This is a genomic window from uncultured Arcticibacterium sp., from assembly GCF_964021845.1.
Classification (GTDB): domain Bacteria; phylum Bacteroidota; class Bacteroidia; order Cytophagales; family Spirosomataceae; genus Arcticibacterium.
The window spans coordinates 114784-139297 of record NZ_CAXHZC010000008.1 but is presented as its reverse complement, the minus strand read 5'-3'; the positions used below and the strand labels follow the sequence as shown (position 1 = coordinate 139297).

General features: G+C 37.4%; 20 protein-coding genes. 9 read left to right on the top strand and 11 right to left on the bottom strand.

All coding sequences use genetic code 11. The features are described from left to right. Nucleotides 1–58: 58 nt before the first annotated feature. Both rocD and AADJ06_RS19595 read left to right on the top strand, forming a co-directional pair. Nucleotides 59–1288: an ornithine--oxo-acid transaminase gene (rocD, locus tag AADJ06_RS19600; RefSeq protein ID WP_341228192.1), complete on the top strand. Its 1230-nt coding sequence runs from the start codon at nt 59–61 to the stop codon at nt 1286–1288. An 84-nt stretch (nt 1289–1372) separates the two neighbouring features. Next, nucleotides 1373–1900: a hypothetical protein gene (locus tag AADJ06_RS19595; RefSeq protein WP_341228191.1), complete on the top strand. Its 528-nt coding sequence runs from the start codon at nt 1373–1375 to the stop codon at nt 1898–1900. Between the two features lie 6 nt (nt 1901–1906). On the opposite strand, the gene AADJ06_RS19590 is transcribed toward AADJ06_RS19595, so the two are convergent. From AADJ06_RS19590 to recQ, 4 genes are all read right to left on the bottom strand, one after another. Then, on the bottom strand, nt 1907–2932 hold the full coding sequence (locus AADJ06_RS19590) for a serine hydrolase domain-containing protein (RefSeq protein ID WP_341228190.1): 1026 nt from the start codon (nt 2930–2932) through the stop codon (nt 1907–1909). A gap of 9 nt (nt 2933–2941) precedes the next feature. Then, on the bottom strand, nt 2942–4054 hold the full coding sequence (locus AADJ06_RS19585) for a DUF5009 domain-containing protein (RefSeq protein ID WP_341228189.1): 1113 nt from the start codon (nt 4052–4054) through the stop codon (nt 2942–2944). 179 nt (nt 4055–4233) lie between these two features. After that, on the bottom strand, nt 4234–5421 hold the full coding sequence (locus AADJ06_RS19580; RefSeq protein ID WP_341228188.1) for a histidinol-phosphatase: 1188 nt from the start codon (nt 5419–5421) through the stop codon (nt 4234–4236). A 93-nt stretch (nt 5422–5514) separates the two neighbouring features. Beyond that, entirely contained in the window at nt 5515–7641 is a 2127-nt protein-coding gene (recQ, locus tag AADJ06_RS19575; RefSeq protein WP_341228187.1) for a DNA helicase RecQ, read from the bottom strand. Between the two features lie 181 nt (nt 7642–7822). On the opposite strand from recQ, the gene AADJ06_RS19570 reads away from it, so the two are divergent. Continuing rightward, nucleotides 7823–8179, top strand: a complete 357-nt coding sequence (locus AADJ06_RS19570) for a hypothetical protein (protein ID WP_111370886.1) — start codon at nt 7823–7825, stop codon at nt 8177–8179. Nucleotides 8180–8290: 111 nt separating this feature from the next. Next, a complete protein-coding gene (locus AADJ06_RS19565; protein ID WP_341228186.1) occupies nt 8291–10495 on the top strand; it encodes a DUF5916 domain-containing protein in 2205 nt (734 codons plus the stop codon). On the opposite strand, the gene AADJ06_RS19560 is transcribed toward AADJ06_RS19565, so the two are convergent. Next, entirely contained in the window at nt 10492–15093 is a 4602-nt protein-coding gene (locus tag AADJ06_RS19560) for a hypothetical protein (RefSeq protein ID WP_341228185.1), read from the bottom strand. The genes AADJ06_RS19565 and AADJ06_RS19560 overlap by 4 nt on opposite strands. A 47-nt stretch (nt 15094–15140) precedes the next feature. On the opposite strand from AADJ06_RS19560, the gene tsaD reads away from it, so the two are divergent. From tsaD to AADJ06_RS19540, 4 genes are all read left to right on the top strand, one after another. Beyond that, nucleotides 15141–16151: a tRNA (adenosine(37)-N6)-threonylcarbamoyltransferase complex transferase subunit TsaD gene (gene tsaD, locus AADJ06_RS19555; RefSeq protein WP_341228184.1), complete on the top strand. Its 1011-nt coding sequence runs from the start codon at nt 15141–15143 to the stop codon at nt 16149–16151. A 114-nt stretch (nt 16152–16265) separates the two neighbouring features. Beyond that, nucleotides 16266–18620: a transglycosylase domain-containing protein gene (locus AADJ06_RS19550; protein WP_341228183.1), complete on the top strand. Its 2355-nt coding sequence runs from the start codon at nt 16266–16268 to the stop codon at nt 18618–18620. Nucleotides 18621–18793: 173 nt separating this feature from the next. After that, a complete protein-coding gene (locus AADJ06_RS19545; protein WP_341228182.1) occupies nt 18794–19300 on the top strand; it encodes an ArsR family transcriptional regulator in 507 nt (168 codons plus the stop codon). A gap of 51 nt (nt 19301–19351) precedes the next feature. Continuing rightward, entirely contained in the window at nt 19352–20170 is an 819-nt protein-coding gene (locus AADJ06_RS19540; RefSeq protein WP_341228181.1) for an endonuclease/exonuclease/phosphatase family protein, read from the top strand. A 2-nt stretch (nt 20171–20172) separates the two neighbouring features. Here the strand turns inward: AADJ06_RS19540 and AADJ06_RS19535 are convergent, their stop codons facing one another. Genes AADJ06_RS19535 through AADJ06_RS19525 form a run of 3 tightly spaced genes read right to left on the bottom strand, consistent with a single transcriptional unit; the run spans nt 20173 to nt 21279 of the window. Continuing rightward, nucleotides 20173–20310 carry a hypothetical protein gene (locus AADJ06_RS19535; protein ID WP_341228180.1) on the bottom strand — a complete coding sequence of 46 codons (138 nt, stop codon included), beginning with the start codon at nt 20308–20310 and terminating at the stop codon, nt 20173–20175. 3 nt (nt 20311–20313) lie between these two features. Beyond that, a complete protein-coding gene (locus AADJ06_RS19530) occupies nt 20314–20826 on the bottom strand; it encodes a histidine phosphatase family protein (protein WP_341228179.1) in 513 nt (170 codons plus the stop codon). Between the two features lie 3 nt (nt 20827–20829). Further along, on the bottom strand, nt 20830–21279 hold the full coding sequence (locus AADJ06_RS19525) for a CBS domain-containing protein (RefSeq protein ID WP_341228178.1): 450 nt from the start codon (nt 21277–21279) through the stop codon (nt 20830–20832). Nucleotides 21280–21384: 105 nt separating this feature from the next. On the opposite strand from AADJ06_RS19525, the gene AADJ06_RS19520 reads away from it, so the two are divergent. Next, nucleotides 21385–21573 (top strand): hypothetical protein, encoded by a 189-nt coding sequence (locus tag AADJ06_RS19520; protein WP_341228177.1) that lies wholly within the window; start codon nt 21385–21387, stop codon nt 21571–21573. On the opposite strand, the gene AADJ06_RS19515 is transcribed toward AADJ06_RS19520, so the two are convergent. From AADJ06_RS19515 to nqrE, 3 genes are read right to left on the bottom strand one after another with little or no spacing between them, the layout of a single operon-like run. Then, on the bottom strand, nt 21570–22532 hold the full coding sequence (locus AADJ06_RS19515) for an FAD:protein FMN transferase (RefSeq protein ID WP_341228176.1): 963 nt from the start codon (nt 22530–22532) through the stop codon (nt 21570–21572). The two genes, AADJ06_RS19520 and AADJ06_RS19515, sit on opposite strands and share 4 nt — an antisense overlap. A 40-nt stretch (nt 22533–22572) precedes the next feature. After that, entirely contained in the window at nt 22573–23877 is a 1305-nt protein-coding gene (nqrF, locus tag AADJ06_RS19510; RefSeq protein ID WP_341228175.1) for an NADH:ubiquinone reductase (Na(+)-transporting) subunit F, read from the bottom strand. Nucleotides 23878–23888: 11 nt separating this feature from the next. After that, nucleotides 23889–24503, bottom strand: a complete 615-nt coding sequence (gene nqrE, locus AADJ06_RS19505; RefSeq protein WP_341228174.1) for an NADH:ubiquinone reductase (Na(+)-transporting) subunit E — start codon at nt 24501–24503, stop codon at nt 23889–23891. Between the last annotated feature and the right edge of the window lie 11 nt (nt 24504–24514).

Below are 24514 nucleotides of genomic sequence, written 5' to 3'. Positions count from 1 at the left end.
TCTGCACATCTCACAAGTCAAATAATTACCTTTGAAGAAATAAAAAAAATACGCAGAAATGAACAATTCAGAAAGCCTTATAGCCCTAGAAGATAAGTATGGTGCTCATAACTACCACCCACTTCCAGTGGTTTTAGATAAAGGCGATGGCGTTTTCGTTTGGGACGTAGAAGGCAAGAAATACTACGATTTTCTTTCTGCATATTCTGCTGTAAATCAAGGCCATTGCCATCCTAGAATTATCAATGCTTTGACAGAACAAGCTCAAAAGCTAACGCTTACTTCTAGGGCCTTTTACAATTCACGGCTAGGTGAATTTGAACAATACATGAGTGAGCTTTTTGGCTATCAAAAGGTTTTGATGATGAACTCAGGTGTGGAAGCCGTAGAAACAGCATTGAAACTTTGTAGAAAATGGGCATATGAGGTCAAAGGAATTCCTGAAGGAAAAGCTAAAATAGTTTTTGCTGGAGAAAATTTTCATGGCAGAACGCTTGCTGTTATTTCAGCATCTACCGACCCAATGAGCAAGAAAGGTTTTGGACCTTATATGCCTGGTTTTGATGTGGTTCCTTATAATGATATCAAAGCACTGGAAGCAGCCATTATGGAAGACCCATTTATTGCAGGATTTATAGTAGAACCTATTCAAGGTGAAGCCGGCGTAGTAGTTCCAGACTCAAATTATCTTTCTGAAGCTCATAAACTATGTAAAAACGCAAACGTGCTTTTTATAGCAGATGAAATCCAAACTGGCATAGCCCGTACCGGTAAGATGCTATGTATAGAGCATTCTGGAATAAAACCAGACATCGTAATTTTAGGAAAAGCACTCTCTGGTGGTGTATTACCTGTATCTGCTGTATTGGCAGATGACAACATTATGCTTACTATAAAACCCGGTGAGCATGGTTCTACTTATGGAGGAAACCCGTTGGCATGTGCTGTGGCTATGGAGTCTTTAAAAGTAGTCTTAGACGAAAATTTAGCAGATAAAGCCGAAAAACTTGGACAACTTTTTAGAGATGAAATTAATAAACTCATTGACAAAACTTCACTTATTAGACTAGTAAGAGGCAAAGGTTTGCTAAACGCCATAGAAATTGACACAGATGAAGACTCGCCAATGGCTTGGAACATCTGTTTAAAACTACGTGATAATGGACTACTCGCAAAACCAACGCATGGAAACAAAATCAGATTTGCTCCGCCTTTAGTCATTACCGAAGAACAAATACTGGAGGCTGTAGCTATCATCGAAAAATCAGTTATGGCTTTTAAAGCCTAGCTATGAGCATTTAGCAAAATATAAGAGCATTTGCATTTGAGGTTATTTTTTTTGAAACTTGATTAAACTAACCTTATACCTCAAATGAAAAAACTAATTATCGGTGCCTTAGTAGGTGGCCTTATTCTTTTCCTGTGGCAGTTTGCCTCTTGGGCTGCTATCAATTTTCATGCTGACACCCAGCAATATTCTCCCAATCAGGACAAGGTCTTAGAATTTCTAAATGAAAACTTAGAAGAGGGCTTTTATTTTATGCCAAACGCTGCTCCTGGCGAAGATAGCCAAGAAGTTATGCAATCCGCTTTGGGCAAACCATGGGCACAAGTATATTTCCATAAAGAAATGACAAATAATATGGCTGCCAGCATGTCTCGCGGGTTTCTAATTGACATACTGGCAGCGGGTCTAATGGCTTGGCTATTGTTAAAAATGACTAACCCTAACTTTCAAACAATTCTAACCTCTTGTATTGCTGTAGGGTTTATTGGATATTTCACCATTCCTTATCTTAACTCTATTTGGTTTGAAACACCAACGCTAGCTTATCTTTTGGACGCCGTTGGTTCCTGGGGCTTAGTAGGTCTCTGGTTTGGCTGGTGGCTCAGAAAATAACCTTCATTACAAGCCGCTTTCTTTTAAGGCGGCTTGTTTTGCTAAAGCCATAATTTCAGAATGTACAGCAAAAGTCTTTTTAAAGTCTTCCAAGTTTCTGGCTACGTTTTCTAAAACAACTATGCTTGTTTTTATCTCTGGGTAATAGTAACAAGCCGAAACAAAAGCTGGGGCATAGCCGAATGCTCCCACTTCTACATTTGCCTGACCATCTTTAAATAATAATCCATAACCGTATTCTACCTTACCAAAAATAGGATGCTCTCTGGTGGCATACCTCGTTTTCATCAATTCTAGCGTCTCAAAATTCACCAGAACTCCACTGTAAAGAAGTTTATTCCAAAGCTGTAAATCTTCAACATTAGAAATTAAAGCCCCTGCTGGTACGTAGTTTTCTAAACTTGTAGTTTCAAATGTAAAAGTGCTATCGCTGTTTTGAATGTACCCTTTCACCAAATCAGAGTAGGTTGTATCGGCAGGATGAAACGTTTTCATCAATCCGTTTTCTCTAAAAAAAGCTGTTGAGATTTCTTGAAAAGACTGGCCTTTTACTTTTTCCAAAATATTGGCGAGCAGCTCATAACCCAACTGAGAATACTGAAACTGAGAACCAACTTCAAAAGCTAAATCTTGATTTACGTCCACAATTCCATGGGTGTGAGTGAGTAGGTGATGAATAGTTATCGTGTTTGACCAAGGCTGGGCTAGTTTAAGATACTTTGAAATAGGGTCGTGGAGTGTTATACTTCCTTTCTCAAATTCTTTGAGAATCAATACTGCTGTTATTTGCTTACTAATAGAACCTATGACAAACAAGTCTGATGTTTTGAGCGGTACTCGCTTTTCTATATCAGCAAAACCTTTTGCTTTTAAAAGACTCTGCTCATTGTTCTGACTAATCAAAACTACACCGTTAAACTCACTATTGTTTACAATCAGTTCTACCTCTTCAGCCAAAGCTGGTTTTGACTTTATACATCCGTAAAATGTAATTATCAAACTGAAGCTTAGAAGAACCAATACCTTTTTCAAAATCATTTATTAAACCTTCAAGAAGACCTTTTTCTTGTACATAAAATACAGGAAAACCCATTTTACAGCTAAAAAGCAAATAACCATGACTACGGCGTTATAGGGCTCACCAATCAACTGCCCTAACCAAGCAAATAAAGCATTGGTAGTAAACTCCCAGTCTATAAAGTGACCTGAAAGGTAAATCAGAATAGAATTGACCCCGATAACTTTGAAGAAAAAAGCCCACTTTTGGTAGCCTAACACATCTATTATGTAATAAAATGTAGCCATTAAGACCATACTAATTCCTCCACACTGAAGCACAAAAGAACTTGTCCAAAGATTCTTATTTATTGGCAAGAATATGTTCCAAATTTGAGCCAAAATTACAAGAGAAACACCTATGGCCAGCATTTTGACTACGGTAGCTTTTTGCTTATCAGCTGTTGTATTTTTCAACATATTCCCAGCATAAATTCCTAACAAAGCTGTCCCAATGGCCGGAATAGCAGAAACTAAACCTTCTGGGTCATGTATGCCTAAGTAAAGCTTTCCGGGAACTAGTAGAGTGTCCAGATAAGAAACTATGTTTCCTTGCATGCTTAAATCTCCCATAGGATAGCCCGGAGCCGAACCAAACATTAAAAGGAACCAATACCCTAGCAGCAAGCTCACAAACCAGATTACTTGCCCTCTGTCTTTAAAGTAGATATAAATAATATTGGCAAACATATATGCAATTCCAATTCGACCTAAAACACTGGCAAACCTAATCTCAGCTATAGGCTTAATCACTAGTCCGTTATTGTATATCACGCCTAATAAAACCAGAATTAGACCTCTCTTTATCACCTTAAATAATAAACCTTGCTTGTCTTTCCCTTTTTCCAGCTGCCTACCTACGGAATACGGGGTGGCCACACCTGCTAAGAAGAGAAACAATGGAAATATTAAATCATAAAGAGCAAAACCATGCCAATCTGGATGTGTAAATTGATTACAAGCTCCTTCCCAAACGGGTGTATTGGTAATTTCGGCTAGCTTATGGAAGATTTCTTCAGCTCCCATAATCCAGAACATATCAAAACCTCGCAAAGCGTCCAAAGAGAATAGTCGCTGAGTGCTTAAAACTTGTTTCATGGTTTATCTTAGCTTGGGTTATAGCGTATACTTTATTCTAAAAAAATGCAATAAAGCACTAATCTAAAGTTTTTAGACCCAAATTTTATGTGAAAGATGAAACTTTCTAAAGCTTCTAATAAAAATACTAAATCACTCTAAACAGTAAATAAGTTTTATACCACTCAGAATCAATATGTTCAAAAAACTGGCTGTGTCCAGGCCATTTCATAAATTAAATTCTCAATTGGATTATCTTGTAACTTTGAAGAAGTGACTTTACATCTTATATAAAGTAAATCATCTGTCATTTCGAATGAACTCTCCAATGCTTCCGTAGTACTTAAAACCTCGGAGTTGTCCGCACCTTTTTTAACACCGACAAAAGTCGTGGTATATGTTATGCCTTCTTCCCCATCAATTTCTACAGTAAGTTTTTTGTCCTCAAAACTTAGCTTTTTTAATGTCACGCCAGTACTTGAGTAAAAATCGCCTGCTTCCATGGCATGTATAAGAGAAGCCGCATTTAGAGAATCTGCATGCACCATAACCCAACCTCTACCAGCATTACTCCATGACTTCCCAAAAGAATGATAATGATGCGTATCATCCGTAGCCAAGCCCTGCATCATTGGCTTATTTGCTTTCAGGTAGGCTATATTAATTTTATCCCACATTTCTTCTGTAGAAATATGCGATTCGTTTCCTTCATTATGAACCGTGGGATGCCCATTATAAACTTCAAAGAAACGTTCTCCTTTTAGGGCTATCATATCATTTAAGGTTATGGCATAACCAAAATTAGGATGATTAATATGTGGCATGATAGGCACACCAGTTTCTTCTCTTTGCTTTAAAACTTGGTCAATATTATTTTGAAGCACTTCTACCACACTTCCGCCACCTTGAGCCTCTATCTTGCTTTGAATATTAGTGGCATTCATATGCAGTGGTTTACCCTCAAAACCATCTGTAATTTCTTCGGCTTTTATGATTAAAAACTTTTCGTTTTCCTCAAATAAATCCGTGTATTCGTTGTAAGTTTTGAGTTTCACCACCCTTCTCCCCGCAGAATCGAGTTTATAATTCACCCATTCCACACCATATTCTTTCAGGTATCTTTCAAAACCCGCTTGGTGCAAACTGTCTTCGGGAATCACTTTCCATTTATCGCCTTCGGCCAAGGTGTTATGATCTGTCAGTGCAACAAAATGATAACCTTGCCCCTTATACCAGTTCATTATCATTTCGGGGAACTCATCACCATCGCTCCAATAAGAATGGGTGTGCAAGTTTCCTTTGTACCAGTTTTTTTCTTTTTCTGGAGCCTTGCAGGCAAAAGTTAAAACGAAAGGAAGAGAAAGGAGCAAAGGTTTCAATGATTTCATGGGCAAGAATTGATTAAGGAATCAAGATAGTCTTTTTAACCAAAACTGCCGTAAACCATGTTTTAAGAAATCATCATTGTTAGGCAAAAGACCTTATTCTGCCTCCCAAATAGACATAGCTAGCCTTATTTTATCATAGCCAATATCTCCTCCTAAGTGTTCAAAAAGTGGCTTTATAATATGGCTTGGAGTCATTCCCAGTTCTTTTGCTCCTTTAATTATGGTATCATAAGACCAAGTATCAATCAGCTTTTTCAAATCAATATCCTCTCCCTCTGATTTCAATTTAACCAAATGCCCGGCTATTGTACCTGGCGACATTTTTCTCATAACCGCTATTTCTTCCAACGAATTACCTTCCTTAAAAAGCTGTAAGGTTTGGGTATAAGTCATACCTTTAATTACTACCTTGTTAGCATTCACATAGTTTACAATCTCTTTGAGAAACACCTTGCCATACTTCTTCAATTTCTCCTGCCCTACTCCGCCGACTGCCAACATCTGACTTTCAATAATTGGCTTGTCTGTAGCCATTTCTAGTAGAGAACTATCATGAAAAACCACATAAGGAGGAATGCCAGCCTTATCTGCTATTTCTTTTCTTAGCTGTCTGAGTTTTTCAAATAATTCATTTTTAATGAAGTCTCTTTTCGCATTTCCTGACGGAACCTCCGCATCTTGCTGAGCTTTCTTTTCTTCAAAAGACACAAACTCCGATAACTCAACCTTTCTCTTCCCTTTCAATATTTGCCAACTTACCTCACTTAATTTATAAGTGTGGCCTTCATCATAGGCTATTTCCATAGCACCGGAATTAAGCATTTGCATCAAATAATCTGCCCAAACTTCCCATTTCAGATCTGTTCCTACACCAAAAGTTGGTATTTTATCATAGCCCAACCCCATCAGATTCTGATTTCTACTACCCCGTAAAATATCAATAAGCATACCCATTCCCACTTTCTCGCCTGTTCTTGCTATACCTGAAAGTGCTTTTTGAGTGATCACAGTCCCATCAAACCTTTTTCTTGGGTTTTTACACACATCGCAGTTGCCACAATCATTTTCCAAATCTTCATTAAAATAACTCAGCAAGATTCGCCTTCTACAAATATTAGCTTCTGCATAATGTCGCATTCTGTCAAGCTTCGCTTCCATCAATTCCTTTTGCTCTGGTGGTAGCTCCGAATTGTCTATCATCCTTTTTCGTTGAATAATATCGGCATAGCTATAAAAAAGAAGGCTTTTCGCATTTTCACCATCTCTTCCTCCCCTTCCTATTTCTTGATAAAAGCTTTCTACGTTTCCTGGTAAATTGTAATGAATAACCCAACGTACATTAGATTTGTCAATTCCCATTCCGAAGGCAACCGTAGCAACTATAATTTGTAAATCATCATTTATAAAATCTTCTTGCCGTTTACTTCTTAAATCTGCTGAGCACCCCGCATGATAGAAATCGGCTTTAAATCCCATCTTCTGAAGGCTTGCCGCTACCGTCTCCGTACCCTTCCTGCTTAAGCAATAAATAATTCCGGATTGATTTTGTGAATTCAACAAAAAGTTCTCTATCTGTTTTAACTTTTTACGTCCAGGAGAAACCTTTAATGAAATATTAGGTCTGTCAAAGCTGCTGATGAATTCGTTTTCTATCGGTATACCTAACTGCTTACATATATCCTTTCGGGTCACCTTATCCGCTGTAGCGGTCAAAGCCAGTACTGGCACCTCCGGAAAATCAATTTTCAGCGTATCTAATTTTCTATATTCAGGTCTAAAATCATGGCCCCAAGAAGAAATACAGTGTGATTCATCAATAGCAAAAAGGCTTATATTCAGGCCTTTTAACAAAGTAGAGCTATCTATAGAAAATAACTTTTCAGGAGCGATATAAAGAAGTTTTAAAATCCCGTCATTTGCCTTTCTTATTATAGTTTCCTGCTCTTCATATGATAAGGTTGAGTTCAAATAGGCGGCCTCCACACCATTAGCCAAAAGTGCCTCCACCTGGTCTTTCATTAAAGCTATTAAAGGTGAAATCACTATAGTAATACCAGGATTAACAATGGCTGGAATTTGAAAACAAATAGATTTACCTCCGCCAGTTGGCATTAAAACCAAAGCATCTTTTTTGGTTAAAACGTGTTGAATAATTTCTTCCTGAAGAGGTCTAAATGTATCATATCCGAAATATTCTTTAAGTGCTTGCTGTGGTTTCATTTAAATTACAAAAAATGTTATTTTTCCTACAAAAGGTAGAAATGAGAGGCGAAATTACCCAGATTTACTGCGATTGCAATTATTATATTGTGTTGATAAAATAGAATACTTAACTTTGTTGCTTGTACAAACACTACGGAGCAGCGAAACCTTTCCGAAAAAAAAGATTAACCAACAAAAAATGGATAAAAGCAAACATATTGAAAAGACTATTGCTTGGGCAAAGAAAAACGGATTTGACAAAATAAAAGCTAACATGGATGGCTTTGAAATTCCTTTCTCTTACGAAAGAGCCGCTGACCAATTGAAATTTGTACCTGATGTTACTGGTGTTAGTTATTCAAAAAGATGCTTTTTTGAGGTTACTTTAAAAGTTTTAGATGGCCAAGAGTCTATTTCTAAACTAACTCTTTTTAATGAGCTGGCTAAAATGAAAAATAGCCGTCTTTACTTAATGGCTCCTACCGGAAACCTTAAATATGCCAAAGAATTAGTTGAGTCTGCTCACTTAACACAAGCTGAAGTAGTAAGGATTTGAGTTTGGAATAGATAAACTTACCCTTACCGTAGATATATCAATACATTTTAAAGCATCTTAGAAAAATACAATACCTTAATTTTGTATTTTGTATATCTAAGATGTTTTTTCATGCCCAAAACTCTACTTCTTTTATTTCTCATTATTTTATTTTCGCAGCATAATGTTTTGGCTCAAAAGCCGAATGCCAACTTTCAATATGCTATCAAACGAAGCACTTCGCCCATAAAAGTAGACGGCCTAGCCGATGAACAAGCTTGGAAAGATGCAAAAACCGCAGGTGATTTCTTTCAAGTTTTACCCATGGACACTAGCATGGCCGCTGTTCGGACGGATGTCAAACTTACATTTGACGACAAAAACTTATACGTGCTTTTTATAAATCATGACACCATACCAGGCTCTTACATGGTGGAGTCTATGCGAAGAGATTTCACTTTTTCAAAAAACGACAATGACCTTCTTTTCATAGATACTTTTAATGATTTAACCACTGGTTATTCATTCGGCTCAAATGCCAAAGGGGGTCAATGGGATGGTTTGATGTCTAACGGAAGTAATATTGACGTAAGTTGGGATAATAAATGGCAATCAGAAGCTAAATACTATGGCGACTACTGGATTTGGGAAGCTGCCATTCCTTTTAAAACACTTCGCTATAAAAAAGAAGTAACCTCTTGGGGTATCAACTTCTCTCGAAACGATTTAAAATCAACAGAAAAATCATCATGGACTCCTATTCCTAGACAGTTCCCTACTGCTTCACTCGCATATACTGGGAATCTTGTATGGGATAAACCACCACCAGCACCAGGACTAAACATTTCTGTAATTCCTTATGTAAACGTGGGAAGAGTAGTGAACCATGAAGCGAATACATCTCCTGAGTTCACTAAAAATGTAGGACTGGATGCCAAAATAGGCCTAACCTCCTCCATGAATCTAGACCTTACGGTAAACCCCGATTTTTCGCAAGTTGATGTAGATGTACAGGTAACCAACCTAGATAGGTTCGAACTCTTTTTCCCAGAAAGAAGGCAGTTCTTCCTAGAAAACGGCGACATCTTTAACAATTTTGGTTTCCAAACTATCAGACCATTCTTTTCTAGAAGAATAGGGATAGAAGCTCCTATATATTATGGAGGGAAACTAAGTGGTAAGGTTAATGAAAAATGGCGAATTGGAGCCATGGCCATGCAAACAGGAAAAGCTCATGAAAACCAAGGCCCTGGCTCTTTTTACAATGTTCTCTCTGTACAGCGTCAAGTTTTTAAGCGTTCTTATGTTTCTGGAATATTTGTAAATAGAGACTTAATAGGAGAAAACTTAACAGACGCTACAAACCCCATTTCAGCTTTTAACAGAACCGCAGGCTTAGAATTTAATTTGGCCTCTGAAGATAACAAATGGAATGGCAAGGCTTTTTTTATAAAGACATTTTCTCCTGATAAATTAAAAGACAATAGTATTCTGGCCGGAAACTTAGTCAGAACCACCAGAAACTGGCAACTTACCATGCAAATGGAAAGTGTAGGTGAAGGTGTAGAGGCCAACGAGGTAGGTTATGTAAAAAGAAGTAATTACATAAGGGCAAAGCCCGAAATAGCCTATTTATTCTTCCCTAAGAAAGGTCCAATACTTAGTCATGGTCCAAATCTAGTTTTATCCCAATATTTCACTCGTGAAAACTCTGAAACTTTTGAGTACTTACATATGCTTAATTATGGAGTAACATTTAAAGACCGAAGTGTTTTACGACTTTGGGGAGCTATAGATTATGTAAAACCCCAGCGAGATTTTGACCCAACTAATTTTGCCAATGAAAAAATTAAGGCAGGTACAGAGCATTATTGGCAAGCCACTGGCTTTGAGTACGACTCTAAACCTCAGAGTGTTTTCACTTACGCCTTCAGTAGCAGATTTGGCGGCTATTATGCCGACGGGAATAGAATTAGATTAGAGGGCGAATTAGGCTATCGTTTTCAGCCTTATGTGGCCATTCTTATGAAAGCCAATTATAACCAAATAGCTTTTGGCGAAGACAGTAGACTCCCTGAAGGTTTGATAAATTCAAAACACAAACTCTGGTTATTTGGACCCAGAATTGACGTAACACTTTCTAATAAGCTATTCTTCACTAATTTCTTCCAGTATAACCAGCAAAATAATAATGTTAACCTGAATACTAGATTACAGTGGCGTTACAGCCCAGCATCTGATTTATTCATAGTGTATACAGATAATTACTTAGCAGAAAACTTTAACGTAAGAAACCGAGCTATAGTGATGAAATTCACTTATTGGTGGAATCCTTAATGTGCAAAGGAAATTTCAGGAATCACTTCGGCGTCTTCCTCTTCTTCCTTTTTCCCCACGCCTATTGGTATTTTATTGGGCTTTTTGTTAAAGAATGAATTAAAGTTTCTAGAGAATAAAATACTTGCTCCAGAAACAGTGACATTGCCCGTAGTGGCATTAAGAAAGGAGTAATTAGAATTAGGTACACTTCTAGAATGCACTTTAAGTTTCCAAATACCATCTTCAGAAAGCAGATATTCCAGCTCACCGCCTACAGAAAGCTGCCCTTGAGCAGCAGCAAAAGTAGCGGCATTCTCTAGTCCGTTAGAATAAGAACTTTTACCACTTAATTTAGCTCTGTTATTCAGAAACTTATAACTAAAATTAAGCTGCATGTTATTTAGAAGGTTTTGCCTAAAGTCTCCTAAAAGAACCCCTACCTGTAAGTTAGGGTCTAATTTATTAGCTAAGTTTCCTATTTGATTAGATAGCATACTATTGATATTATCAATCAGGAACTGTTGGTCAAAAGCGTCTCTTATATTATTCTCAGGAAAGAGTTTATTGAAAGCTATTACGGAACTTACGTTCCTACTCAATAATTGTTCGTTATCTCGAAGCCTTTGCTCAAAAGCCAACAAGTCTGACTGATGTCGGCTTGGAATTTGATTTTGCTCAAAATTTATTTCATAGTCAATTTTTGGGGCTTGAAGCTCATCGCTAATATTCACAGTAACATTAACCGGGTACCTCGTATTATCCACCTCTGAGTCTGAGGCCTCACTGCTCCATATTCCGCTCATATCAATATTAGTTTGATACGCAGCTTTAATAGCAATAATTGCGTTATAAGGGTCTCCTGACCAAGAAATCCTACTTCCTTCTAAAATTTCAAATTTTCTTAACGACGCCAAATTCTGAAAGCTAAAATCGTACTTCCCTGATACCACTTCATAGGGCCCACTCATGGTGAAATTGTCGTTTCTAGAATCATAATCAAACGATAAACGAGCGTTACCGAATGCATTAATTTTATCATTATTGCTCCTATCCATTAGTATCTCGACCTCGGCTTCCGGCGTTACCGTCAAATTAAAAGAAAGCCTTACACCACTAATATTTCTATTTACAACCTTCTTCTCTCCTTTCTCCTCTTCCTCACTCGGTTTAGACGCAAAAGGAATGGCTTCCACGTCAGTATCAACACTCGCTGCCGCGTCTAAGGGTATGGTCACTTTACTTTTTGGCTTGCTCACCAAATTACCAGCAATAAGTATATCCGAAAAATCACCCGTTAAGTGAATGTCGCCTGAAGCGTAAGCATTTCCGTAAAATGCATCATTATCATTAATCCCAGTGTTTAATAGTCTAAAGCCATCAGGGTCTTTAATATAGGCATGAAGCCCCATCATAAAATTTCCATCACCACCATTAAATATCCCTCCTTCTAAATAGGCCTCGTTTCCGTTGTTTTTGGCGTCATAAACCTTAAAACCACCTTTATCTGCCACAAAGCCTTCTTCTGTAAACTTAATTATATCGGAAAAATATAAATAACTGCCTGTAGCGTTAATCTTCAGCCTACCATCGTCAATCTTAACGTCACCTCTAACAATTGGGTCTCTTGGACCTCCAGTGATAGAAAGTTCGCCATTAGCATAGCCGCCCAAATCTGAAAAGATATTATCAACAAAAGTCCCTAGAATAATCAAATTAGCATTATCTAAATCAGCCGTTAGGTTCATCCCATTAGTAGAATTCGGGTCATAGGTGCCCACTACATCTAATATTTTTATACCTTCCCTTTCAATTTTAGAGTCAATCTTAACTTTCCCTAAAAACCTATCCCAATCAATAACGGCATTAACATCACCTACCAAAATATCTTTATACACTAATTCTGAAACCACCACATTACTAAGCAATATTGGATTTCTGTAGTAATTACTAATGGATACATCGCCATCTGCAATTCCCTCAATTCTTAACGCAGCCAAGGGCTCCAAAGCTCTTAAGTCAAACTCATTTATTGCTGCAAAAAGCTGTTTTGTAGAATCTTCTGAAACAAAACCACTGAGAGCCAAACTTTGCTCTTTGTTAGAAACTCTAAAATCTTCAAACTGCACTTCAGAACCAAAAACAGTTACAAGATTCTCCGAATCAAACACCCATTTAAAATCTAGAAGGTCCACAAAACTATTCTTAGGGTTAACACTAATGGCAAAACCATCCTTCAGGAAACTTAAATCTCCAAACAGCAAAGCTCTATTCGTACTATTTTTTTGACGAATACCTCCGTCAAAACTTAGCTTCTTAGCTCCCCCCCAAGAGCCATTAAGCTGAAGGTTCTCTGTTTCTACCTCACTAGAAAGTTTTTGTTCATCTGAAGACAGTACTAATGAAGTAAGCACATCTGCCGAGAAAGCACTCTTTGATGAATAAAAATCAAGCTCATTATTATAAAAGGAGTTGCCTTTATAAATCAAGGTATCTACAGTGGTATACAGCGAAACCTGAGAAGTAGACTGAATCTTAACATCACCAGAGACTTGCATGCCTTTGTTGACAGAAATTTCTGGGTTAAAGAATGCAAAAAAGTCTTTAGTATCTTTTACATCAAGCGAATAGTGAGCAGCATAATCTAGCTTTAAAGAGTCCTTAACTTTGGTCTTATAATACCTTTCTCTTTCATCTGCTGTTCCTGAGAAAAACAAACCATACTCTTTTTTGAGCTCCAGCAAATCTGCTAAAAGAGTACTTGGAATAAATTCCCCAGAAATATCGCCATCAAAGTATTCTGTACGAACACCCATAATTCGCTGATTCTTCTCTTTTCTGCTTAGAAATTTTAAATCATCAATAACCAAGTTTCGGTCTTCTCTATTAACAAAAGTATTTTTAAACGCTGCCTGACCTAACCAATTATCTAGTTTATTACCATCAAAGTCGAAATTAAATTCGGTGACTAACTGAATAGGCTCGTCCGTAAAACCCAGAGGCATTAAGTTACTTTTATCTATCTGACCATTAATTCTAAATTGGTTTTGCTCTGGGTTAAAGTCTACACGTCCATTAACGGAAGCATTTAAGTTTGGGTCGTTTACCACCACATTTCCATCAAAAACAGACTGACGAAGTAAGCCATCAACTTTGATGTTTCTGAAGTTATAATTATTGAACCAGATTTTATCAATAAGGCCATCCATGTCAAAAGAGGCGTCATTTAGACTAGAACCCGCTCCAATAAGTTTCCCTTTAAATGAGATGTCTTTTAATTTCTGGTTATTGGTCAGCTTTCCTAAATGAATTTTACTTTCTATTATGTCCGTATTATAAGTTGGCAACTTTGTTATTGGCTCTACTTCAAAAAGAACCTTACCGTTTACAGAGCCAAGATTGGACGAGTTAACTTTTGCATCAGTAAAGAAATCTTCAAAAGTCCCTTTAAAAAGACCTTCAAAATTCACCTTGCCAAACTTCTCTACATACTTGTTGTAATTATCTATGCCCGCATATTGCTTAGCATCTGGAGCATTTATAAAAGAAGGCGAAACCTCCATGTGGTAAAAAGCATTCTGAACATCTGGCAAACCTTTAAAATGTCCTTTTCCTGCCAAATAACTTTGTTCTCCAAAACCAACCTTGGCATTTTCAAAATAAAGGTCAGAAACCAATCCGCTCAAATTGGCATCTACCCTATAGTTTTCGTTATAAGCATACATTGCCATGGACATTCTCCCCAAATCTTGAGAATCAAAAACTGAGTTTTTAAGCTTAGCCTTTAAACGTACATGCGTATTAAACCTATTTAAATCTGAAGGCTTGTCATAATACATGCCTATGAAATCCTTGATAACGGAGTTATTAATTTTAGCTACTAAGTTTTGAAGCAGAATCTGTTTCTTGGAATAAAAGAAGTCAGTATCAATTCCTTTTATAACAAGGTTGCTTCTTGGCTCTAAACCTTTAATGTTAGTTCCGTGAAAAGTGATGGTGTCTCTATGAATAAAGAAATCTTTCACATTTCCTGTGATGTTCTTTATTTTGAAGTTAGAGTAGTCAAAAAGTTCTTCTGGATAAAGCTCCTTAAAATCATCCGTAAGTTGAAATGTACCATTCTGAATTACTGCTTCATCTATGGTAAAAGATTTCGTACTTCGAGGGTTTAGCGTGTCTCTCTTTGCCCTTAGAGAAGCTGCTTTGCTAATCCAAGCATCAATATTAAGCTTTCCATTCTCCTCTCTTATAAGCTTTACGTCGGGCTCTTTGAGCATCACAAAATCGAGGTTATTATCGAAATTGATAACCTGGTCGCCTTTTAGTGTAAAATTAGTTTTACAGTTAACATAAACCTCGCGAACATAAATCATGTCTCGCCCGTCTAAATCTTTTATATTGACATCTTCTAGCCTTATCTCATCTAACCAAGAAATTTGTACATTTCCTACCGTTACCTTTGACCCAAGTTTTTCTGAAAGCCAGTTGGCCGCCTTCTGACTCATGTCGGTCTGAAACTCGGAATATTGCAAAGCATAGAAAAGCATAGCACCCATAGCTACTATTAGTAGAATGAGGAGCCAAAATGCCCTAAATCCTATTTTCAGACTTTTTATCAAATCCTTTTGCTTTGTTCTTCTTAATTTTGCTATTCTAAAGTAACACTATGCCCGAAAAAATCGCCTTGCTTGCCATTGAATCTTCCTGTGATGAAACATCAGCATCGGTTATTATTAACGGCGAAGTGAAATCCAACATTGTTTCTACCCAAATTATACATGAAAAATATGGCGGCGTGGTTCCGGAGCTAGCTTCAAGGGCACACCAACAACATATTTTACCTGTGGTAGACGCTGCCCTAAAGGAAGCAAAGGTAACAAAAAATGAACTCAAAGCAGTAGGTTTTACAAGGGGGCCTGGCCTTTTAGGTTCCTTACTGGTAGGTACTTCCTTTGCTAAAGGCTTTGCCTTGGCAAATAAGATACCGCTCATTGAGGTCAATCACATGCAAGCCCATATTTTAGCTCATTTTATAGACGACCCAAAACCTGCATTTCCCTTTATTTGTTTGACTGTTAGCGGTGGCCATACCCAATTAGTCTTGGTCAAAGACTACCTAGAAATGGAAGTTATAGGCGAAACCCAAGATGATGCCGTGGGCGAAGCCTTTGACAAAGGAGCCAAAATGTTAGGTTTAAATTATCCGGGGGGACCAATGATTGACAAGCATGCTGCCAAGGGAAACCCGCTAGCATATGAGTTTCCTATCTCAGAAATGAAAGGTCTCAGTTTTTCTTTTTCAGGTGTCAAAACTGCTTTGAGATACTTTCTTGAGAAAAAAGTGAAAGAGGATACTAATTTCATTGATGAAAACATGGACGACATTTGTGCCAGTTATCAATACACTTTAGTAAAGACACTGCTCCAAAAGCTAAAAAAGGCAACTAGAAAGCATAAAGTAAAGCATGTGGCCATAGCTGGTGGTGTGGCGGCAAATAAAGGCTTAAGAAACGCATTACAAGAAACTGGACAAAAAGAAAAGTGGGAAGTTTTTATTCCTCAATTTGAATATTGTACAGACAACGCCGCCATGATTGCGGTAAGTACTTACTATAAGTTTTTGGCAAAAGAATTTACAGAACAATCTATAAGTCCACTGCCGAGGTATAAATTATAATAACTTAAAAGATTAAATCAAATCTGTGTTCATTGAAATTTGGTTTAAAAGAATTCGTTCTTAGCCATAAACCCTTAAATTTGAACTTAGAATAAACTCGTTTTCCTATATATTATGAAGATTCCACAGGTCGGCATGTTAGCCGAAGGCAAATTCAAAAAGCTTATTAATTTTTTCTACCTATTCTTCTTTGGAGGAATCGGTCTATTCATAGTTTATTTACTAGCTGTAAATTTTAACCTTTTTTGGCTTTTTGGAAAAATGGCATCAGTAGATGACCTTGACAATCCTAAAAGTGAAATTGCCACAGAAGTTATCTCATCTGATGGAAAAGTTCTCGGGAAATTTTTTTACGAAAACCGAAGCCCTGCAGACTGGGAAGAACTTTCTCCTTATTTGATTGACGCTCTTATTGCTACGGAAGATGTACGTTTTACCAAACATGGTGGTATAGATGCAAGGGCTATGATTCGTGTATTAACCGGTGTTCTTACCTTAAATCATAAAGGTGGGGGTAGTACCATTACACAGCAGCTCGCCAAAAACCTGTTTAGATTAAGGATGGATGAATCTTACCAAGGTATCCTTTACAATGTGCCGGTACTAAGAACTTTAATAATTAAAACTAAGGAATGGATTACCTGTGTAAAGCTTGAAAAAAGGTACACGAAAAAGGAAATCATGAAAATGTACCTTGATACTATTGAGTTTAGTAGTGGTGCACATGGTATAAAATCTGCCACTAAAACGTATTTCCAAAAGTCCCCATCTGAACTTACCGTAAACGAAGCAGCTCTTCTGATAGGAATGATTCAGAATCCATCAAGGTTTAATCCTAAATTTAGACCGCAATACGCCAAGCCAAGAAGAAATGTAGTTTTGGCTCAAATGGTAAAATATGGCAAACTAGCCAAAGATGATTTTGACCAGTTAAAAGAAGAAGATATTGTACTTGATTACTCACCAGACTCTCATAACAATGGTCCTGCCCCGTATTTTAGACAATTTTTGAAAGATTGGGCTAAAAAGGAAATTCAAAAATATGGTTACAAGCCAGAAGATTTATACACCAAAGGTTTTAAAATCTATACAACCATAGATTCCAGAATGCAAGCCTACGCTGAAGAGGCCATGGAAGAGCATATGGCGAAACAGCAAAAAATATTTGACGAGCACTGGAAAGGAAGAAATCCATGGGTACAGCGAAGAAATGCGGAATCATCTAGCGGTTATGTAGAAATTCCTGGTTTTATAGAAACCGTAGCTAAAAGAACACAGATTTACAGAGACCTTAAAAAGAAGTATGGCAAAGACGAGAAGAAGATATTTGCCGAAATGGACAAACCTGTAGACATGACAGTGTTCACTTGGGAAGGCGAAAAAGACACAACTATGTCTCACATGGACTCCATTAGGTATTATAAGAGGTTCTTAAACATGGGTATGATGGCTATGGACCCAAGAAACGGAAACATCAAAGCTTGGGTAGGTGGTATCAATTTTAAACACTTTAAATATGACCACGTAGAGCAAAGTAAAAGACAGCCTGGTTCTACTTTCAAACCATTTGTTTATGTCACGGCTATTGACAATGGTTTTTCTACCTGTGAAGAAGTAGTGGACGAACCTATCACATTTGGAGCGGAAGATGGCTTAGTTGGTAAAACTTACACGCCTAAAAACTCAGACGGAAAGTATTCATACCGCTCGCTAACATTAAGAAGGGCCTTGGGAGAATCCATTAATTCGGTGAGTGCGAGATTGATAAAACAGTTTAAACCGTCTAATGTTATACAGATGGCAAAACAATTAGGTATAAAAAGTGAATTAGCTAATAGTCCTTCTCTTTGTTTAGGTGTTAGTGAAGTAACTTTGTTTGAGATGCTTGGCGGCTATTCTGTATTTGCCAATGGTGGAAAATACACAGAGCCACTGTTTGTTAGCAGAATAGAAGACAAGCACGGTGAACTTATAAGAGAATACCTCCCAGACCAAAAAGAAGTTTTAAGTGCCGAATCTGCTTATAAAATGATTCACCTTATGAAAGGCTCTACAATGCCTGGAGGTACATCAGCAGGATTAGGAAGATACGGTGTACTAGGTGGTAATGAAGTAGCTGGTAAAACAGGAACCACTTCAAACTACTCTGACGGTTGGTTTATGGGACTTACCTCTAACTTGGTAGCTGGAGTATGGTCGGGAGCCTCAGAAAGATCTATTCACTTTAGGTCTATCTACCATGGGCAAGGAGCCAGAATGGCATTACCAGCCTGGGGACTATTTATGCAAAAAGTATACGCTGATAAAGACTTAGAATTTGGCAAAAGCTCTTTCGATATTCCTTCAGGTGTAAGAGTTTCTGGCGACTGTATCTTTAGTCCCGGTGAGACTTTTAGAAGACCCTCTGACTCTACAAACATAGCTACACCAGGCAGAGTCAAAGCAGACGACGACGAAGAAATGCTTTAGTTCTCACATGTAGACAGCTAATTAAAAAGGAATCTAATCTTTGCAAAAAGAATGGATTCCTTTCTTTTTGCCAGTCAAATAAGTTTCAGAAAATTTTGAAAATTCAATATCCTTAGTTTACTTTGACGTTCAGACTTACGTGCAAACCTAGAAGATTTTTATAAAGCCTATTTATGGAACTACAAGAAGCGAAGGATAAATTTATCCATACGTGGGGTACACTTGCTACTCAATGGGGGATAAACCGAACCATGTCGCAAATTCACGCCCTACTATTACTGTCGCCCAAATCACTGAACGCAGACCAAATCATGGAAGATTTAAAAATCTCCAGAGGAAATGTGAACATGAATTTGAGAGACCTTATGAGCTGGGGTTTGATTAATAAGCAATTACTTCCTGGAGAGCGTAAAGAATACTTCTTAGCCGAAAAGGATATTTGGAAAGTAGCCCGTCAAATAGCCAAAGAAAGAAAAAGGAGAGAGATAGAGCCCATAATAGAAACAATGGACGAAATCAAATCTCAACTAAAACCAGACACCGATGAGAAAAAAGAGGTGTTGAAAATAATTGACGATATAAATAAGGTTACTAACTTCACTAATAGCACTGTACAGTCTGTATTAAAAGCAGAAGAATCTTGGCTGATAAATAATTTTCTGAAATTATTTAATCAATAGTTTCAAAGCCTTTTGGGTTAATGTAAATTCGAACACAATTTCAACCCAATTATGTTATTAAGAATTCTTCTTTTACTTCTTCCTATTTCTTGCTTGTCTCAGTCCTCACTAAACGTGATGTCTTTCAACATTAGATATGCCACCCCAAATGATGGTATAAATCAATGGGAAAACAGAAAAGAACATGTAGCCGAAACCATCTCTTATTTTGAAACAGATATATGTGGCTTACAAGAGGCTACAGAACCACAAGTACTTTTTCTTGGAGAAGCCCTTTCTAATTATAAATGGGTAGGTGTAGGTAGAGATGATGGAAAAGCTGGTGGAGAGTTCTCCCCTATTTTCTATAACTCATCTAAACTAGCATTGACTAGTTGGAATACTGTTTGGCTCTCTAAGACCCCTGAAAAACCCTCTAAAGACTGGGATGCAGCCTTGCCACGAATTGCTACCGTGGCTCACTTTATAAGAAAATCTGATGGTAAAGCCTTTGTAGCCATTAATACGCACTATGACCACCGCGGAGATCTAGCCCGTGTAGAGAGCTCTAAATTACTTCTAGCTCTAATTGCAAAAATGAAAGACCCAGTAATACTTATGGGAGACTTTAATAGCACTCCTACAGATGAACCTATTTTGATTTATACAAATGGTGGTCTAAAAAACACGCAGGATGTATCAAAGACGCCACATTACGGCCCTATAGATAGCTTCACAGGCTTTAAGTCAAGTGAAAGAGAAAATAGCCAAATAGACCATATTTTTATAAATAGCGGTATCACAGTACTTAAACACGCTGCCATTTCTCAAACTTGGGGAGGCCTCTTTGCTTCAGACCATCATCCTATTTTAACTACCCTTAAATTCTAAGCTTAAGGGTTAACAGCTCTTTCTATTTGTTTGTCCTTGTTCCACGGTGCTGTAGTATGCCTTGCCATATCCAAAAGCAATAGAATAACTATGCCTACAAAGACCACAAAGGCTATTTTGAAAATGTTTTTCTTTTTCATTCTTTAAACCTCAATACTCTTTACATCAACCCTTCTTACCAAGTCTCCCGTGTTACCAGAGATCTCGGCCCAGTCCTGGTTTTCAAATTCCAACTCAACTATGGTAGCCTTTTTCATATTTCCACCTACATCATCTCGTGTTAAATATTCTGCAAAAAAAGTAATATCCGGATTATGACCAAAGATTGCAACTGAACTTAAATTCTCTGAGATTCCATTTAAGCATGAAAGATAAGCTCTTGGGCCTCCTCCATATAGAGATTCTTCTAGAGTTATTTGCTCTTCGTCTAATTTATATTGTTCCAATAGAACCTTTGCTGTTTGAAAAGCACGATTTGCTGGACTAGAAACAAAACCATCAATTTTAACATTAGCCTTAACCAAAAAACTTCCCAATCTAGCCGATTGGGAAATCCCTTTGCCCGTCAGGTTTCTATTAAAGTCTTTCAACATGGCAGAATTTCCAAAATCTTCTGCCTCAGCATGTCGAATAATATAAAGCGTCTTTTTCTTCATTTATCAGCCAGCTATAGAGCCTGATATATAGTTTTCCAAAAAGTTTATGTGCGTTCTTTGTTCTTTTATCAATCCATTTACAATATCACCTACACTTAGCACACCTACTACCTTATCTTCTTCATTCACTACCGGAAGGTGTCTAAAATGTCCATTGGTCATTAATTCCATACAATCTCTAATACCAGCAGTTACTTTGGCCGTTATAACGTTGGTAGTCATCACGTCGCTCATAAAAGTACTTTTTGCTTTCCTTCCCTTGATGATTCCCTTTCTTGCATAATCTCTTTCTGAAAAAATACCTTTTAGTTCACCATTTTCCATGACCAAAACTGCTCCTATTTTATATTTTTCTAATACCGCCAACGCTTCTATTACCGTAGTAGTAGGCGTAACAGTCACTATTTCTTGCAGTTCTTTTCCTTCTAATAGGGTTTTTACTTTAGTTATCATTTAGTACAGCTTTAATTAGATTAAAATAAGAATACCTAAAGTAAAGAAATCCCTCAATATGACCAAGTGTAATTACGTTCTTAGAAGAAATAGTTAAATTGCAACATGAAATTATTACTAGTTACACTTGCGGCAGTTCTCTTTGCTTTTTTCCTTTTTAGCGTGAGAATACTATTTGTAAAAAACGGAAGATTCAAAGGTACATGTGCCAATAACAACCCAATGCTTCAAAAAGAGGGAGCTGTATGTGGTGTGTGTGGAAAGCTACCTGATGAAGCCTGTCAAAACGACTAGTTCTCTAAAACTATTAGTTCTTTAAAGGCATTGGAATAGGCTATACCTAAGGTTCCCTCATCATCAAAGATGCACTGAACGGCCAAGCCATGCTCGTTTGCATAAGTTATAGCGGAATCTTTTCCCATCACCATAAACATGGTGGCATAGGCATCAGCATCCATTGCCTCAGGTACTACCACCGCGGCACTTAATAAATTATGTGTTACAGGTTTTCCTGTAATAGCATTTAAAGTGTGACTATACTTTTTACCGTCCTTTTCTATATACTTCCTGTAGCTACCCGAGGTCACCAAAGACCCATTTGTTAAACCAACTACCGTCTTAATGGCATTGGTAGCACTCGTCTGGTTAAAGTCTGGTTTTTCTATTCCTACTTTCCATTTCTCTCCAGATTGATTCAGTCCCTTAGCTTTTGTTTCTCCACCTATTTCCACTAAATAGTTTTTGACACCCTGGGTCTCGAGATAGTCCCCCAAAACATCTGCTGTATAACCCTGAGCTATGGCATTAAAATTCAATTGAGCTCCCGCAAAATCTTTGTAGAGCGTATTTCCCTCTAAGCGGAATTTATTAAGTCCTATAAAGTTTTTAAGACTGTCAATAGCTTTATCAGTAGGTAAACTGGTCCCATGCTTTCTTGCAAAACCCCAAGCATCTATTAATGGGCCTAAAGTTGGGTCAAATGCCCCTTCACTGATTTCATAAAAATATTGTGAACGCTTAAAAACATTAGCAAAGTGACTATCTACAAGCACAGCTTCCTCTGTTTCATTAACCTTGCGAATGATAGAGGTACTATCCCAAAGCGACATACTTTTATCTATCACTAGCAAAATACTATCTACATCTGAAGCATAGTCTTTTTCCGATATAGACTCATACACTATTCTAAAAGTACTTCCCTGAGCATAGCCCTGAAAAACAGAATAGGGTTTATTGCCTTGCTTACAAGACAACAACCCTATTGTGATAAATACTATGAAGAGAAGATTCTTCTTAACCTCCAAAGTCATCAAATGCTACATTTTCGTCTGGAATACCCCAATCATCTGCCATTTTAATAACCGACTGATTCATCATCGGTGGTCCACAGAAGTAAAGTTCTAAATCTTCAGGAGCTTCGTGCTTACTTAAGAATTCGTCAATAACCACATTGTGCACAAAGCCTTTGAAACCATCACCTTCTGGATCATTAATATCTTTCTTAAGTACCCAATTATCTTCTGGTTGAGGATTATCAAGTGCAATACAGAATTTAAAATTTGGAAATTGCTTCTCTATTTCTCTAAACTCTTCTATGTAAAATAATTCTCTTTTGGTACGTCCACCATAAAAGAAAGTAACCTTACGCTTAGTTTTTAGTGTATGGAATAAGTGATACAAGTGAGAACGCATTGGTGCCATTCCTGCACCTCCACCTATATAAAGCATTTCTGCTTCCGTGTCTTTAATAAAGAACTCACCGTAAGGTCCAGAGATAGTTACTTTATCACCTGGTTTTCTCCCAAAAATATAAGAAGAACATAAACCCGGGTTTACATCCATCCATGTGTTTTTGGCTCTGTCCCATGGTGGTGTAGCTATTCTAATAGTCAAACTAACCATATTACCTTCTGCAGGATGATTAGCCATAGAATATGCCCTAAAAACCTCCTCATCATTGACCATTTTTAAAGGCCATAGGTTAAATTTATCCCACTCCTCTTTAAATTTATCAGCTGTTTCATGATACTTTGGGTGAGCAGTAATGTCAATGTCTTTAAATTCTACGGTAGTTTTAGGTACGTCAATTTGAATATAACCACCTGCTTCAAAATCTAAGTTTTCACCTTCCGGTAGTTTCACCTGAAACTCCTTAATAAAAGATGCAACGTTATAATTTGAAGTAACCTCACACTCCCATTTTTTGACACCAAAAACCTCATCAGGAATTTTAATTTCCATATCCTCCTTAACTTTCACTTGGCAGGCCAAACGAAGCTTCTCGCCTACTTGACGACGGTTAAGGTGATTGGTTTCCGTAGGAAGAACTTCTCCTCCACCTTCATAAACATTACAAGTACACATGGCACATGTTCCACCTCCACCACAGGCAGAAGCAAGAAACAGGTCATTAGCACCCAAAACATTTAACAATGTATCTCCCGACTTTGTGATAATTGGATTATCCTTATCACCATTAACAATAATTTTCACATCGTTTTGTGGCAAGAGTTTAGCCTTAGCTGTAAGTATTAAGAATACAAACAACAGAACCACTAAAACAAAAACAACAATACTACTAAGAAGTATAGGTAGCATAAATAATAGGTTTACAATTTAATACCTGAAAAACTTAAAAAAGCAAGAGCCATAAGCCCAGTTACCATCATGGCTATTCCTAAACCTTGGAGTGCTGGAGGAACTTTAGAATATTGAAGTCGCTCTCTAATAGCAGCCAATAAAACTATGGCTAAGAAGAATCCAATACCTGTACCTAAGGAGAACACAAAGGTTTCTGAGAAGTTATACTCTCTCTCTTGCATGAAAAGAGACGCACCAAGAATGGAACAGTTTACCGTAATCAGAGGCAAAAAGATACCCAAAGCACTGTAAAGTGCTGGTGCAAATTTTTCAATAGCCATCTCTACCAACTGAACCGCACCAGCTATGGTAGAAATAAACAAAATAAACGATAAGAAAGTAAGATCTACATCAGCTAATGATGGGTGAATCCATGCTAAAGCTCCCTCTCCTAACATGTAATTAAGAATTACATAATTTAAAGGAGTGGTAAGCAGCATCACAAAGATTACAGCCAACCCAAGACCAAACGCAGTTTTTATTTTCTTAGAAACCGCGAGAAATGAACACATTCCTAAGAAGAAAGCGAAAACCGCATTCTCGACAAAAATTGCTTTTACAAAAAGACTTAAAAGATTTTCCATATAGATATTCT

Bases quoted from the DNA above. Each gene is read 5' to 3' on its own strand.
- rocD (WP_341228192.1), top strand. From the start codon at position 59: ATGAACAATTCAGAAAGCCTTATAGCCCTAGAAGATAAGTATGGTGCT.
- AADJ06_RS19595 (WP_341228191.1), top strand. From the start codon at position 1,373: ATGAAAAAACTAATTATCGGTGCCTTAGTAGGTGGCCTTATTCTTTTC.
- AADJ06_RS19585 (WP_341228189.1), bottom strand. From the start codon at position 4,054: ATGAAACAAGTTTTAAGCACTCAGCGACTATTCTCTTTGGACGCTTTG.
- AADJ06_RS19580 (WP_341228188.1), bottom strand. From the start codon at position 5,421: ATGAAATCATTGAAACCTTTGCTCCTTTCTCTTCCTTTCGTTTTAACT.
- recQ (WP_341228187.1), bottom strand. From the start codon at position 7,641: ATGAAACCACAGCAAGCACTTAAAGAATATTTCGGATATGATACATTT.
- AADJ06_RS19570 (WP_111370886.1), top strand. From the start codon at position 7,823: ATGGATAAAAGCAAACATATTGAAAAGACTATTGCTTGGGCAAAGAAA.
- AADJ06_RS19565 (WP_341228186.1), top strand. From the start codon at position 8,291: ATGCCCAAAACTCTACTTCTTTTATTTCTCATTATTTTATTTTCGCAG.
- tsaD (WP_341228184.1), top strand. From the start codon at position 15,141: ATGCCCGAAAAAATCGCCTTGCTTGCCATTGAATCTTCCTGTGATGAA.
- AADJ06_RS19550 (WP_341228183.1), top strand. From the start codon at position 16,266: ATGAAGATTCCACAGGTCGGCATGTTAGCCGAAGGCAAATTCAAAAAG.
- AADJ06_RS19545 (WP_341228182.1), top strand. From the start codon at position 18,794: ATGGAACTACAAGAAGCGAAGGATAAATTTATCCATACGTGGGGTACA.
- AADJ06_RS19540 (WP_341228181.1), top strand. From the start codon at position 19,352: ATGTTATTAAGAATTCTTCTTTTACTTCTTCCTATTTCTTGCTTGTCT.
- AADJ06_RS19535 (WP_341228180.1), bottom strand. From the start codon at position 20,310: ATGAAAAAGAAAAACATTTTCAAAATAGCCTTTGTGGTCTTTGTAGGC.
- AADJ06_RS19530 (WP_341228179.1), bottom strand. From the start codon at position 20,826: ATGAAGAAAAAGACGCTTTATATTATTCGACATGCTGAGGCAGAAGAT.
- AADJ06_RS19525 (WP_341228178.1), bottom strand. From the start codon at position 21,279: ATGATAACTAAAGTAAAAACCCTATTAGAAGGAAAAGAACTGCAAGAA.
- AADJ06_RS19520 (WP_341228177.1), top strand. From the start codon at position 21,385: ATGAAATTATTACTAGTTACACTTGCGGCAGTTCTCTTTGCTTTTTTC.
- nqrF (WP_341228175.1), bottom strand. From the start codon at position 23,877: ATGCTACCTATACTTCTTAGTAGTATTGTTGTTTTTGTTTTAGTGGTT.
- nqrE (WP_341228174.1), bottom strand. From the start codon at position 24,503: ATGGAAAATCTTTTAAGTCTTTTTGTAAAAGCAATTTTTGTCGAGAAT.